Source organism: Arthrobacter nitrophenolicus (assembly GCF_045833485.1).
Lineage (GTDB): Bacteria > Actinomycetota > Actinomycetes > Actinomycetales > Micrococcaceae > Arthrobacter > Arthrobacter nitrophenolicus.
The window spans coordinates 1285065-1298236 of the sequence record NZ_CP174504.1 but is presented as its reverse complement, the minus strand read 5'-3'; the positions used below and the strand labels follow the sequence as shown (position 1 = coordinate 1298236).

At 69.2% G+C, this 13172-nt stretch carries 15 protein-coding genes; 9 read left to right on the top strand and 6 right to left on the bottom strand.

Annotated elements, in window-relative coordinates:
• Positions 1–68: 68 nt before the first annotated feature.
• From ACJJV6_RS06145 to ACJJV6_RS06135, 3 genes are all read left to right on the top strand, one after another.
• A complete protein-coding gene (locus ACJJV6_RS06145) occupies positions 69–749 on the top strand; it encodes a protein tyrosine phosphatase (protein ID WP_354175718.1) in 681 nt (226 codons plus the stop codon).
• Positions 750–946: 197 nt separating this feature from the next.
• Entirely contained in the window at positions 947–1510 is a 564-nt protein-coding gene (locus tag ACJJV6_RS06140) for an RNA polymerase sigma factor (protein WP_009359422.1), read from the top strand.
• Positions 1503–2255: a hypothetical protein gene (locus ACJJV6_RS06135; RefSeq protein ID WP_407710170.1), complete on the top strand. Its 753-nt coding sequence runs from the start codon at positions 1503–1505 to the stop codon at positions 2253–2255. The genes ACJJV6_RS06140 and ACJJV6_RS06135 overlap by 8 nt, the downstream gene beginning before the upstream one ends.
• A gap of 55 nt (positions 2256–2310) precedes the next feature.
• On the opposite strand, the gene ACJJV6_RS06130 is transcribed toward ACJJV6_RS06135, so the two are convergent.
• Positions 2311–2874, bottom strand: coding sequence for a hypothetical protein (locus ACJJV6_RS06130; protein ID WP_407710169.1), 564 nt, complete (start codon positions 2872–2874; stop codon positions 2311–2313).
• Positions 2875–3051: 177 nt separating this feature from the next.
• On the opposite strand from ACJJV6_RS06130, the gene ACJJV6_RS06125 reads away from it, so the two are divergent.
• The gene (locus ACJJV6_RS06125) at positions 3052–3549 is read left to right on the top strand and encodes a sigma-70 family RNA polymerase sigma factor (protein WP_407710168.1); all 498 of its coding nucleotides are present in this window, start codon (positions 3052–3054) and stop codon (positions 3547–3549) included.
• Positions 3546–4205, top strand: a complete 660-nt coding sequence (locus ACJJV6_RS06120) for an anti-sigma factor family protein (protein ID WP_407710167.1) — start codon at positions 3546–3548, stop codon at positions 4203–4205. The genes ACJJV6_RS06125 and ACJJV6_RS06120 overlap by 4 nt, the downstream gene beginning before the upstream one ends.
• Here the strand turns inward: ACJJV6_RS06120 and ACJJV6_RS06115 are convergent.
• Positions 4192–4677, bottom strand: a complete 486-nt coding sequence (locus ACJJV6_RS06115; protein ID WP_407710166.1) for an SRPBCC family protein — start codon at positions 4675–4677, stop codon at positions 4192–4194. The genes ACJJV6_RS06120 and ACJJV6_RS06115 overlap by 14 nt on opposite strands.
• Positions 4678–4719: 42 nt before the next feature.
• A complete protein-coding gene (locus ACJJV6_RS06110) occupies positions 4720–5568 on the bottom strand; it encodes a DUF1206 domain-containing protein (protein WP_407710165.1) in 849 nt (282 codons plus the stop codon).
• A gap of 259 nt (positions 5569–5827) precedes the next feature.
• On the opposite strand from ACJJV6_RS06110, the gene ACJJV6_RS06105 reads away from it, so the two are divergent.
• The gene (locus ACJJV6_RS06105; RefSeq protein ID WP_407710164.1) at positions 5828–7405 is read left to right on the top strand and encodes a hypothetical protein; all 1578 of its coding nucleotides are present in this window, start codon (positions 5828–5830) and stop codon (positions 7403–7405) included.
• 2 nt (positions 7406–7407) lie between these two features.
• Positions 7408–7851 (top strand): hypothetical protein, encoded by a 444-nt coding sequence (locus ACJJV6_RS06100; protein ID WP_407710163.1) that lies wholly within the window; start codon positions 7408–7410, stop codon positions 7849–7851.
• 26 nt (positions 7852–7877) lie between these two features.
• On the opposite strand, the gene trmB is transcribed toward ACJJV6_RS06100, so the two are convergent.
• Positions 7878–8801, bottom strand: coding sequence for a tRNA (guanosine(46)-N7)-methyltransferase TrmB (trmB, locus tag ACJJV6_RS06095; RefSeq protein WP_009359575.1), 924 nt, complete (start codon positions 8799–8801; stop codon positions 7878–7880).
• 95 nt (positions 8802–8896) lie between these two features.
• Positions 8897–9331, bottom strand: a complete 435-nt coding sequence (locus ACJJV6_RS06090) for a hypothetical protein (RefSeq protein ID WP_407710162.1) — start codon at positions 9329–9331, stop codon at positions 8897–8899.
• Positions 9332–9465: 134 nt separating this feature from the next.
• Here ACJJV6_RS06090 and ACJJV6_RS06085 point away from each other — a divergent pair, with 134 nt between their 5' ends.
• Positions 9466–10782, top strand: coding sequence for an MFS transporter (locus tag ACJJV6_RS06085; protein ID WP_407710161.1), 1317 nt, complete (start codon positions 9466–9468; stop codon positions 10780–10782).
• Positions 10783–10791: 9 nt separating this feature from the next.
• Positions 10792–12177 (top strand): MFS transporter, encoded by a 1386-nt coding sequence (locus ACJJV6_RS06080; RefSeq protein WP_407710160.1) that lies wholly within the window; start codon positions 10792–10794, stop codon positions 12175–12177.
• A 2-nt stretch (positions 12178–12179) separates the two neighbouring features.
• Here the strand turns inward: ACJJV6_RS06080 and ACJJV6_RS06075 are convergent, their stop codons facing one another.
• Entirely contained in the window at positions 12180–12929 is a 750-nt protein-coding gene (locus tag ACJJV6_RS06075; protein ID WP_407710159.1) for a class I SAM-dependent methyltransferase, read from the bottom strand.
• Positions 12930–13172 lie beyond the last annotated feature (243 nt).

Below are 13172 nucleotides of genomic sequence, written 5' to 3'. Positions count from 1 at the left end.
GCGATGTAGGAGGTGATGGGTCCGCCCGGCGGGCCCGATCCGATAGTTGTCTAGGTTTGGAGTGCTTGATGTCTTTGTTCACCGTTCTCGCCAGCAGTAAAGTCGCCGCCTCAGTCCTGGCCGCCGGCACCCTGGCCGTTGGCGGAACCGGCGTCGCTGCCGTTTCCGGCGCCCTCCCCGCCGAAGCCCAGCAGACCGCCCACGAACTGTTCGGCGCCCCCGCCCCGGAGCTGGCTGCCGACGCAGCTGCCAAGGGACAGGCCATCGCTGAGGCCGCCACCGGAGCCGCAGCCGACGCCGACGCTTCCGCAGAAGCCGATGCTGCTGCTGACGCCACCGTGAGCGAAGACAGCGTGGCAGCCCAGGCTTCGGGCTCGGCCGCCGCCAACACCGCCGTCGACGCTGCCGGTGCAGCAGCCTTCGGCCTGTGCACCGCCTTCACCAACGGTGGCCTGAACGCCAACTCCGAGGCTTTCTCCTCGCTGGTAATTGCCGCTGACGGCGAAGCCAACGTTGAAAGCTACTGCGCCGATGTTGTTGCCGAGGCCGGCGCCGCCGCCGAAGCAGGCGCTGACGCCACCGGTTCCGCCGCCGTCGAGGTTGAGCGTCCCGAGGTTCCCGCAGTTCCCGCCGTTCCGGCCGTTCCGGATGTTGACGGCGAGCCCGCCGTTCCTGCTGTCCCGGCCGTTCCTGCCGTTCCCGCCGAAGCCGGCGACGTCGTGGAAGCCCCCTCGGTTTCCGTCCGCTAACCACGGTTAGCTAGGGTGGACCGCAGCTGTTGACCGCTTCGGTCCACCGCCCGGACTGCAGGACCCGCCCCCCGTCGGGGTCCTGCGGTCCGGCGCTGCCGCCGCGTACCGGGGCAGCTACAACCGACCATGGGGACTGGCAATCCACACTGGATAACCGGAGCGGCAGGAGCCGCCTTCCGGGATGGGAGCCGCTGGTGCTGGACACTCTGGCCCAAGAAGAAACCGACATATTCGACGATGCAGCCGGAACAGATCCCGCTGTGCTGTTCGGTGCTGCCTATCGGTCCTTCGCCGGCCCCGTCCAGGGCTATCTCAAGGCCCGCGGCGTGGATGATCCCGAAGCCGTCACCCAGGACGTGTTCATGGCGTTCTATCCCAAAATCGACGGGCTGACCGGCGGTTTGCAGGGTGCCAAATCACTGATTTTCTCCATTGCCCACGCCCGGATGGTTGACCACTACCGCCGGCTGGAGCGCAGGCCCCAGCTGACCCCCTACGACCCGCAGCATGATGCCCGCACCACGCCCTCCGCAGAGGACCACGCCGTGGAGCTGACCGGCGGAGCCGCCGACATGCTGGCCGGACTCAGCGAGGAACACCAGGAAGTCCTGGCACTGCGCGTCGTGGCGGACCTGTCCATCGAACAGGTGGCCGCCATCATGGGCAAAAGCGCCGGCGCCATCAAGCAGCTGCAGCGCCGGGCCCTTCAAAATCTCAAGGCACAAACACTCTCAAGAAACCAGGCGAATCATGAGTGACACCGCAGGATCCCGCAGCGACGCAGTCGTTGACCAGCTGCTGCTGGAAGCGGAACTGGACGACGACGGCCAGCTCCGCCCCGCCCTCCTGCAGCTCCGGGCCCTGGGCGACGTGACGCCGGAACCCTCTGCCGACGTCGCCGCCCTGCTGCAGCGTGCGCAGGCCGTACAGGCCGCCGCGCCATGCAATGCCGCGCCCTGTGACGCCGTGCCATCTGCCGCCGTGCCCGCGCCCGTTGATGAACTGGCCGCCAGGCGCCGCGCGAAGCGCCGCGTTGCGCTGACGGCACTGTCCGTGGCCGTCTCGCTCTCCGCAGGCGGTGCTGTCGCCGCCGCCTCGGACCGAGGCTTCCGCGACTCCTTCAACAATCTGCACCGGACCGTCACCTCGTTCGTCACCGGAACCGCGCCTGCCGCTCCCGCCGGCAACCAGGCGGAGGAGCCTGCCGCGCCGGCCCCGTCCGTCCCCGCTGCTCCCGCCACCGTTCCCACGGCGCCCGCAACGGCACCCGAACCCGGCCAGCCCGCGGAGGCAGCGCCGTCGGACGTTCCTGCCGCCCCGGCGAAGGGCACCGGGGAATCCGACGCTCCCGGCAGGCAGCTGGAGGTCCCCGGTGCCAAGGACCTGCCCACCGCCGTCCCCGAAGACCTGACGAACGGGGTGGGCCAGCAGCCGCAGGTGCCCGTTCCAGGCCCGTCGGATCTGCACCTGCCTGAAACGCTTCCCGCAGTTCCGCTGCGGTAGCGGCGCCTGCGGCCCGATTGGTCAGCCGGTACGGCTGCGCGGGAACCAGCGGTCCCTAATAGGCGGCGCCGCCCATCTGGATCATGCCGCCGGCGGGGTCGGCCAGGTACCAGACGTTGTTGACTCCCTGTCCCAGGATGTCGCCGGGCTTGGCGTCCTGGGCGAAGTAGTACAGCGGCAGGCCGTTCAGGGTGACCTGCTGCTTGCCGTCCGGCGTCGTGATGGTGCCGAGCTCACCCGTCACACCCTCCGCCGACGGCGTGGCGGACGTGGTGAGTACCGGCGGCCACGCTGCCAGGCAGGCATCCGTGCAGGCGCTGGTTCCGGAATCCTTCACGTCCTTGGTGAAGAAGTACACGCTCCTTCCGTCCGCATCCACCACGATCTCCCCGGCGCTCGAGGAGGCGGTCATAAGGTCGACGGCGGCACCGGCCGTGGTGGTCGGCGTCGCCGACGGCGGCGAAACAGACGCGGCGGGTGCGGTTGCCGAAGCAGGGGGAGCGCCAGTGGTGACAGCCGGGCTGGTGTCCGCCGGCGTCGTTCCGGTGCTGCCGCCGCAGGCAGCCAGCGCCGCGGAAAGGGCCAGGATGGCGAGGCCTGCGCCCAGATGGTGTTTCATGGGGTGCTCCTTGGCTGGGCCCGGCGTCGGATCACCGGACGCTAACCGTATGACGCATCCGGGTGAAGAATGGTTCACAGCGGCTGCCCCCTGGCGTGAACTTTTGTTTGAACTTTTCTGTGGGTGGCAGCGTCTTCAGGTGGTAGGCAGAAACGCGGAACATGCGGGAGGGACGTCATGCCGCTCGACGAGGACGTGGTGGAGGCCATCTACCGCGAGCACGGCGCTGCCCTCCGGCGTTTCGTCCTCAGTGCCTCCCGGGATCCGCAGCTGGCGGAGGACGTGGTCCAGGAGACCGTGCTGCGGGTATGGCAGCACGCTCCGGAGATCAGCGGCAGCCTGCGCAGCTACCTGTACCGGACGGCCAGGAACATCATGATCGACAACTACCGCCGGGCGCAGCGCCGGCCGGAATCCCTTGAAAGCAGCCTGACAGATCCCGCCGACGCCCTGGAAAAGGTGGACGGGCTGCTCAACCGGGTGCTGGTGGAGGAGGCCCTCCTCCGCCTGAGCAGGGAACACCGGGACGTCCTGGTGGCCCTGCACTACCGCCGGTTCACCGTCAACGAGGCCGCCGTGCAGCTCAACATTCCCAGCGGAACGGTGAAGTCCCGCGCGTATTACGCGGTGCGGGCACTTCGGACAATCCTGGACGAAATGGGGGTGGAGGGATGAACGGCGCGGATCCCCATCAGCTGCTCGGTGCCTACCTGCTCGGCGGCCTTGACGCGCCGGACCGGGAAGCTTTCGAAGCCCATCTCCGTGCCTGCGGCGCCTGCCGGGAAGAACTGGCCGGACTGGAGACGCTGCCGGCAACCCTGGACGCACTTCCCGTTCCGGATGCGGTGGCGCTGACGGTCGCGTCAACCCTTGCCGCCGCTCCCGACGCCCCCGCCCCGCCGCCGCTGCTTGCGAAACTCGCGCGCCGCCGTCGGACCGTCCGACGGCGGTGGGTGGCGCTGGTGGGCGCGGTCGCTGCCGCCTGCCTTGCCGCGGGGATCCTGGCCGGGCCGCTGCTGGCGCGGCCCGAGCCGCCCGACGCCACGTATTCGGTACAGTCCGGAGGCGGGCTGCAGTTCAGCATCGATCTCGCCAGGAAGACCTGGGGAACGGAGCTGGCGGTGAACGGGAGCAGCCTGCCGCAGGACGGGACGCTCTCGCTCTGGGTCCGCGACCGCGCCGGCAGCGAGGACCGGGCCTGCTCCTGGACGGCAACACCCAGCGGCCGGGCGCGGGTCACGGGGGCCACGCCGATTCAGCTGGGCAGCATTTCCAGCGTGGAACTGCGGGACGGGACGCAGAACGCGGTGGCCGTCATCACCGTGCCCTGAGGTCGGCCCTGAACTCGGCCACCAGCGCCGGGTCCTCGCAGGCCCGGGCGAACGCCTCGATCCGGCGCTCGATCTCACGTCCCAACAGCCAGGTGCCCACCCGTTCCATCAGCGGCCGCAACACAGCCGGCCGGCACGAGAAGGTGTACTTCCAGACAGCCCGGGTCCCGCCGTCGTCGGGGGTGAAGCGCCAGCCGCCGCCGAAGTTCCCGAAGAACCAGGGCCCGGAGACCATGGTCATGCCAACGTTGCGGGGCGGGGCGTAGGAGACGTATTCGCTGACCATCGTCAGTCCCAGCCGTGAGCGGGTCCGGGTGCGGACACCCTTGCCCGCCGAACCGGCCCCGTCCAGGAACCCTTGGGAGGAGATGAACGGATCCCACTTGAGCCGGAAGGAGCCGGTGGTCTGGGAGAAGGCGAAAACGGTCTCCGGGTCGAGGCGGATGAGGCGTTCAGCGCGTACCTGGGGCATGGTCCCAGCCTAACGAGCCGCCACAGGATCCCGGTGCGGGTGTTACTGGGTCATCTTGGCAAGCCGCGCCCGCACGATCATGAACACCCCGTAGCAGATCAGCCCGGCGCCCACGGCCGCCAGCAGGTAGACGCCCAGGGGCTGGTCGCGGAGCGCGCGGAGGCCGCCGTCCAGGCCGGTGGCGTCCTCCGGGTGGGCCTGCAGCGTGGCGATGGCGATGAGCAGGCCGGTCAGGAACAGCACGATGCCCTTGGCCACGTACCCGGTCACGCCCAGCACGGTGACGGCCGTCCTGGCCTTCTGGTTGGCCGGCATCACCAGGTGCTTTTCGAAGGACTTCCGCAGGCCGCGGATGGCATACACCACGCCCGTGACGGCGATGGCGATGCCCAGCACCACCAGCAGGGCCACGCCGCCGGGCGCCTTCATGAGGTTGACGGTCATGTCGCTGGCGGCCCGCTGGTTGTCACCGCCCGAACCCGTGCCCCGGGCGAAGGACAGCAGGGTCAGCGCAAGCCCGGCAAAGACCAATGCCTGTGCCCCGGCCTTCGCCTTCTTCCCGGCCTTTTCCTTGGTGGGGAGGCGGTTGTAGTCAAAGATGGCGTCGCTGGTCTGCCACAGCGCCAGCGCGGCGCAGGCCGCAAAGCTGGCCCACAGCAGGAAGGGCCCGGCCGGCTGGGTTGAAAGTTCCGCCACGGCGCCGCTGAAATCGGCATTGCCGCTGCCGCCCATGGCCAGCCGGATGGCGATTGCCCCCACCAGCAGGTGCAGGATGCCGCTCGCCGCAAATCCTGCCCTCGCCAGCACCTCCAGTGTCCGCGAGTTGGTGACGTTCTCTGCGGCGCTTACGGCCTGCTTCAGTTCTCTTTTGATGGCTGTTCCTTTGTGCATGCGCGGCACCCGCGCGGTGGTTCACTGGTGTGCGTGCCCCACACAACCGTAATCGTCCCACGCGGACGGGGCCCGGAACAGTATGCGTGGCTCAGGGATTGCCAAGGGCAACTGCCGGGTGCCGGCATCGCGAATTCCGGCCGGAATCCCGGAGGGCGGCGATCCGATGGGGAGGGATCCCCATCGCCCATTGAGTGCGCTCCGTGCAACCATGGGCACGGCGGTTGAACACGCAGCGCACACTTTCCCGGGGGACCACATGACTTTTTACGGCGCCGACGTCAGCCAGTTGAGGGCGCTGGCCAAGGCGGCCGAGCAGGCCGCATCCCTCCTGAGCACCCGGGCCGGCGTGCTGCACGGCCAGATCCAGGCTGCGCCGTGGAAGGGCGCGGACGGGGAACGCTTCCGGCGGGAATGGACCGGCACCCACCGCCCCGGGCTGGAACGGGTGGTGGCCGGCCTGCGTGAAAACTCGAAGCTCCTGCTGCAGCACGCCGATGAGCAGGAGAAGGCCTCGTCGTCCTCCGGGTCCGGCGGCACCAGCCTGTGGGACCGGATGGCCATACTGGCCGGGCAGGCGAGGGACTGGCTCCAGGAGCAGGCCGCGGCAGCGGCCGCCGCCGCGGAACACCGGAAGGAGTTGGAGGCCGGCCTGGAACGCATGCTTGATGCCGGCCCCAGGGAGCAGGCGGAGTGGTGGGCAGGCCTGTCCGCCGCCGACCGGAAGTACCTGATCGAAGGCGTTGGCGAGGACGGCCCCTTCGCCGAGGACCTCATGCGGATGGACGGCGGCATCCCTGCCTCGGCCCAGGAACAGGCCAAGGACTACCTGCAGGAACTGGCCAAGGCGGACATTCCGGTTTACTCCGAAACCGGGAAGGCGTCCATCGAGGCGCGGGTGGCCTGGGTCCACGGCGGCGCGGAGGTGGGGACCGAAGTGGTGGAGAACGCGGACGGCTCCGCCACCATGAAGGTCTACGGAAACATGGGGCTGGGAGTCAATGACACCACCGGAACCGCCGGCGTCACCCTGAACGGGCAGGTATCCCGCGAGTACACCTTCGGCAGCGTGGAGGAGGCCATGGCCGCCCGCGAGCAGATGTACCGGGACCTGCCGCCGGACAGTGTGGGCGAGATCAAGGATGTGGCCGGCAACCCGCCGGACTACATCCTGGACACCATCAACAACGCCGCCGGCGACAACGGATCCACCGGCCAGACAGACAAGGCCAAGGGCACCCTCTCACTGGAGGCCGAAGGGGAGAGCGGCGCGGCAGCCGGCTCGGCGAAACTGGACCTGGCCTACGAACGGAACCTCACGGACGGCACTGCCACGGCCAGCGGCGAGGTATCCGCGCAGGGCAAGCTGAACCTCGACGGCCGGGTGTTCGAAGCCTCCGGCAAGGGAGGCCTGCAAGTCGCCATGGACAAGGACAGCAACATCTCCTCCGTTTCCGTCACCATGGACGGCACCGTGGCGCAGGGCGTGGTGGCCGGCACCGACGTGAAGGCGGTAAAGGTGGAGTCCTCCGTGTCCGTGGGGACGCAGGGCACCGTGAAGATCGACGTCGACTACTCACCGGAGAACCGCCCCGTCATCGACAGCTACCTCCGCAACGTGGCCCTTGGCAATGACATTGCAGCAGCCCGGGACGCCGCCCGGCTCTACGAGGCAGGGTCCGCCACAGTCCAGGTCAACAACGTTGTCACTGCTTCCAGCGAGGCAGGGCTGGACGTGAAGGTGGGTGAGGTGGAAGTCAGTACCGAGAACCAGTCCACCACCAACGTGTCCACTTACTATAAGGTCCCCAACGACACCAAGCTCGAGAGGCTGTGACCATGTCCGTCCACATCGAATCCCCGCTGGGATTCACGGCAGACTTTCCCGAGCACACCCAGGTCCTGGAGTCCTCCACTGCCGGACCAGGCAGTGAGCAGTACGGCCTGCCGGGCGGTGTCCTGGTGACCGTTATCAAGGACGAGACCTCCGTCCGGGATGCCCCGCAGGCCACTGGATGGGCGCATCTCATGGCCGGCTTCTACCTTGAGGAGCGCGGCGGGACCCTGCTGGCCGAGGGCGAACTGGACCTGCCCGGCAAGGCCGCCTACGCCGTGGTGGCGGGCTACGGCGACGCCGGCTCAGGCAAGGTGGCTGCCACCGTGGGTGTCTGGGAAAACGAACGGTTCATCGGCATCGTGGTGCTCTGGCCGTACGCCAGCCCCGAAGTGGAACCCCGGCTCGGCATGCTGAAGGAGATCGTGGCCGGCATCAGCGTCGGCTGACCCGGTTGTGCTGTTGGGCGTCTCCGCTATCGGCGGCGGTAGCAGAGATCGAAGATCAGCCGCCCGGCCTCGTGGGCCTTGGCCTCGAAACTGGTGCGGATCCTGCCTTCGAACCGGGGAGCCCAGCCGCCGGTTTCGTCGATGCCTTCGTTGGGGCCGGTGTGTTCCGTGCTTACCGGTGCGCGGCCTTCACGGACGGGGGCGCCTCCCACGACGGTTTCGACGCCGGACTGCCAGACCTGCGTGAGCGGGCTTTCGGGTCCCCGGCGCTCGCCGGTGTGCAGGTTTTCGAAGTCCTGGGAATCCGCCAGGACGTCGCGGACGTGGATGGCGTAGTTGGACCAGTCGGTGGCGATCCGCCAGAGCCCGCCGGGCTTCAGGGCGCGGGCTGCCAGCGCGGCGAATTCGGGCTGGATCAGGCGGCGCTTGTGGTGCCGGGACTTGTGCCATGGGTCGGGGAAGAAGACCCACAGTTCGTCCACGGACCCGGCCGGCAGCATGGTGGCGAGGACCTCGGGAGCGTTGGCTTCCACGACGCGGACGTTGGTGAGCCCGCGGCTGTTGATCTTGATGATGGTGTTGGCCAGGCCGGGGGTGTAGACCTCCACGGCAAGGAAGTCAGTGTCCGGGTTCTGCTCCGCGGCATGGCAGATGGCGTCACCCAGGCCGGAGCCGATTTCCACGATCAGGGGCGCCTTGCGGCCGAACTCCGCCTCGGCGTCGAACGTGTAGTCCGGGTGGACGGAAGTGTTCGCGACGTGCCGGGGGACGTCCACTGCCCACCGGTCCGCATGTTCTTCCCAGGCGGCCTGGCGGCGGCCCTGCAGGCGGGTGCCGCGGCGGACGAAGCTGACCGGCCGGCCGCCGTAGGTGCCGAAGGAGGCCTGTGTTCCGGGCGTGACCGGCCTCGGGACATGCGGCTGCTGGGGGTTTTCCGGGGATTCACTCATCCCTTCAAGGATACCGGGGCGGGAACCGCCGGAGGGTCCCGCCCCCGGCCGGCGGGGACAGCCGCGGCCGATGGGGACAGCCGCGGCACGGGGCGTCAACGCATCATGGACACGAACCGCAGGGTCATGATCAGCCCCACGATGAAGATCACGCCGTTGATGCACAAGGCCGCCAGCGCCAGTCCGGACCCCTTGGTCCGAAGCCCGGACTTGCGAAGGGCGTAGCCGCCCAGCGAGGCAGAGATGGTGCCGAAGATCAGGGGCAGGCTCCAGAACACCAGGGGAGCCAGCCACGGATTCTGTGAAGGGCCGCTGTAAGGGAAGGTCAGGAGCATGGCAAAACGGGCGAACGGGGCCGTGAGCAGGAGGCTCGCGGGGGCAACGACCGCCAGCACAAGGCCGGCAACGGCTTTGCTGTTATGGTCGCTGCTTGCCGGTGCCGGAACGGCCTGGATGGGCGGGGCGATGTTCGCCGCCCCGACGTTCCCCGTCCCGGTGTTGATGTGCCCGGACTGTGGTGGCGTGTCCATGGTTCTCCCTGGTTGTGAGTGACTGGCCCGGCAGGTGCCCTTCAAACCTAGGGAGGCTGCCTGGCTGCCAAAAGGGCGCGGATGCCGTATGTGGACAACTCCTGCCCGCGGTGGGCGCCTGCAACAATGGGCGGGTGACGGAAGCGACGAACGCCGAGGCAAGGAAGCAGCGGCCGGGAAGCCCTGCCGGGAAGGCGCTGCATGCCCGGGCCGAGCCCGGCACCCTGGTGGACGCCGAGATCGATGAGTTGCCCGCGCCGCAGCCCACCCGGGTAGGAAGCCGGCGCCAGCTTGCCTACCTCGGCCTGTGCCTGGTGCTCATCGGGCTCAACCTGCGGACCGTGTTTTCCAGCTTTTCCGCGGTGCTGCCCGAGGCTTCCTCGCAGGCCGTCCTGCCCGGATGGGCGGTGGTGGTCCTGACAACCGTTCCAGTGACGCTTCTTGGGGTGTTCGCTCCGCTTGCCCCGGTCCTGGCGCGGAGGTTTGGCGCGGAACGCGTCCTGCTGGGTGCCATGGCCGTCCTGACGGCGGGGCTCCTGCTGCGCCCGGTGGAACTTCCGGCCGCAGGCCATCTGCCCGCCCTCCTCGCCGGCACCGCGGCCTGCGGCGCCGCGATAGCCCTCTGCAACGTCCTGCTTCCGGGCCTGGTGAAACGCGACTTCCCGCACCGGCTGGGCCTCATGGGCGGGCTGTACACCACTGCCATCTGCGCATCCGCCGCGCTGGGGGCGGGCTTTACCTACCCGGTCTACACAGCGACGGGGGAGTGGACAATGGCCCTGTGGTTCTGGGCGCTGCCCGCCGCCGTCGTGCTGCTGCTGTTCCTCCCGGTGGCCGTCCGGCAGCGGCCGGTCCGGCACACGGCCGTCAGGGACGGCGTCAACGTGTGGCGGTCCGCAGTGGCGTGGCAGGTGACGCTCTTCATGGTGCTGCAGGCCATGATGTCCTTCAGCGTGTTCGCCTGGCTGGCGCCTATCCTCCGAGAGCGCGGGGTGGACGGCGGGACCGCGGGCCTGATGGTGTCCGCCAGCATCGTCCTGCAGATGCTCGGCTCACTGTTCGCGCCGGCGCTGGCCGCGAGGTTCCGGGACCAGCGGGCCGTCAATACGGCGGTTGCCCTGATGACCGGCGCCGGATTCGCCCTCTGCATCTTCGGGCCGCTGGACCTGGTGTGGGTATGGGCGGGCCTGCTGGGGCTGGGGCAGGGCAGCCTCACGGCCGTGGCGCTGACGATGATCATGCTGCGGACCCGGGACGGGCACACCGCCGCGCACTTGTCCGGGATGATGCAGGGCGTGGGATACGGCCTGGGCTCCACCGGGACGCTGATGGTGGGGCAGCTGCACCAGGCCACCGGGTCTTTCGCGGCGGCCGGATTCCTGTTCCTGGGGGTCGGGCTGCTGGCGGCGGTCTTCGGCTACCGCGCCGGCCGCGACAGGTTCGTTGGCTAGGCCGTGACCGTGCCCGATCCCACCCTTCCAGCCACACATCCCGGCGCCGGGATCCTGCAGCGGCCCTACCTCTGGGTCACTATCGGCACGTGTGCCCTGGTGTTCCTCGCCGCGTTCGAATCCCTCGCGGTGACCACCATCATGCCCCTCGTCAGCCGCGAGCTGGACGGCGCCGGGCTCTACGCCCTGGCGTTCGCGGGCCCGCTGGCCACGGGTGTCATCGGCATGGTGGCGGCCGGCAACTGGTCCGACAGGCGCGGCCCCACCGCACCCCTGTACTCCTCCGTGGGGCTGTTCGTCCTGGGCCTGCTGATCGCGGGGACGTCCGCCAGCATGCCGATGCTCGTTTCCGGCAGGCTGGTCCAGGGCCTGGGCGGAGGCGCCCTCACCGTTGCCCTGTATGTGCTGGTGGCCCGCATCTATCCCGGTGTGCTGCATCCGAAGATCTTCGCGGCGTTCTCCGCGGCCTGGGTGATCCCGTCCCTCGTGGGCCCGTTTGCCGCCGGGATCGTGGCGCAGGTCTTCAGCTGGCACTGGGTGTTCCTCGGCGTGGTGGGCCTGGTCATTCCGGCGCTGCTGATGATCGCGCCCGTCCTGCGGGGAATGGCGCCGCAGTCGGCAAAAGCCCCAAAGGTCCCCTGGGCGGTGGGCCGGCTCGCGTGGGCGGCGCTCGCCGCGGTGGCCGTGCTGGCGCTGAACCTGTCCGCGGAGGTTCGTATCCCGGGCCTTCCCGCAGCCACGGCGCTCCTGGCCGTTGCCGCCGTCGTCCTGGCCCTGCTGGCCGTCCGCCCGCTGGTTCCCCGCGGCACGCTCCTGTCCCGGCGCGGGCTGCCCAGCGTCATCCTGGCCCGCGGACTCGCCTCGGCCGGGTTCTTCGGCGCCGAGGTCTACCTGCCGTACCTGCTGATCGAGCAGTACGAATTTTCGCCCACCTTTGCCGGCCTCACCCTGACCTGCGGCGCGCTTGCCTGGGCAGGGGCATCGGCAGTGCAGGGCCGGCTGGGAACCCGGCTTCCGCACCGCGCCGCGGTGACGATCGGGGCGCTGATGGTCCTGACGGCGGTGCTGCTCGCCCTGGCCACCTCCGCGCTGTCCTGGCCTGCCGCCGTCGTTATCGGTGGCTGGATCTTTGCTGGCGGCGGGATGGGCCTGCTTTATCCGCGGCTGAGTGTCATGACCCTGGCCCTGTCCACCAAGGACAACGAGGGTTTCAACAGCTCCGCCATGTCCATCGCAGACTCGCTCGGCGGGGCATTGGCGCTGGCCACGACGGGCATCGTCTTCGCGGCATTTACGACGCCGGCGGCCTCCTTCTCCGGAGTCTTCGCCCTTGCCGCCGTGATCGCCGCAGCCGCGGCACTGGTGGCGCCGCGGGTCACCACCAGGCGGCCGTAGGGTCAGGTCAGACGGGTGGCCCGCAGGACGACGTCCGCGATGGTGGCGTGCTCGCCGTCCGGCCCGGTCACCGGGCGTTCCCGGCTGGTGAGGACCTCAAGCTGCCACCCGGGACCGTCCAGCCCCAGTTCCCTGACCAGTTCATCCCCGGTGTAGAACATGTCCCGGTGGTTGTGGTGGCTGGCACCCCACGGTGGAAGCCGGTCCGGATGGTGCCCCACCACCAGCAGCGTCCCGCCCGGTTTCACCGCAGCCGCCGCCGTCCGCAACGGCCCCTGCCAGGCGAGTTCCTGGGAGTGCAGGAACTGCGAGGTCACCAGGTCGAAGGCCCCCTCCGGCTGCCACTGTTCCAGGTCGGCCTGCTGCCAGGTGATACGGCTGGCAATGGCACCGTCGGCCGCGTGGACGCTTTCCCTTGCCAGCGCAGCCTTTTCATGCGACTGCGCGCGTTCCAGTGCGACGGCGGACACGTCGACGGCGGTCACCGTCCACCCCTGCTGCGCGAGCCAGATGGCGTCTGCACCCTCGCCGCAGCCCAGGTCCAGCGCCTTGCCCGGCTTCAGTCCGCCGGCTTCCCGCACCAGCTGGGGGTTGGGTTTGCCGCTCCACATCTGCGGCTTGGTGCGGTAGCGCTCGTCCCAGACCGAGGCGGCGTCATCGCCGCGGATCCCGCTGCCGATGCCGCCGGGACCGCCGCCCGGGAAGGGATCGCCGTGATGCCTGTCGTGGTGCTGTGCAGCCTGTTCGCTCATGCCTCAACACTGCCCTGCCCCGCCTGCTGAGGCAACGCCCCCGGGCCGGCGGGGCAGGGCTAACCCGCGCGGGATGCTAGACTGGTGAAACTTGATGTGCAGTGATGCCCGGGTTCCCTCCATTTAGGGACTGGGCTTTTTTCATGTGAGAGGCACATCCTGCGTCGATGAACGCGTTCCATTTGGTCCCGGCCGTCGCTTTGCATAAGCGGCAGCAGGCTGGTGTGACCACCTGAATTTTCT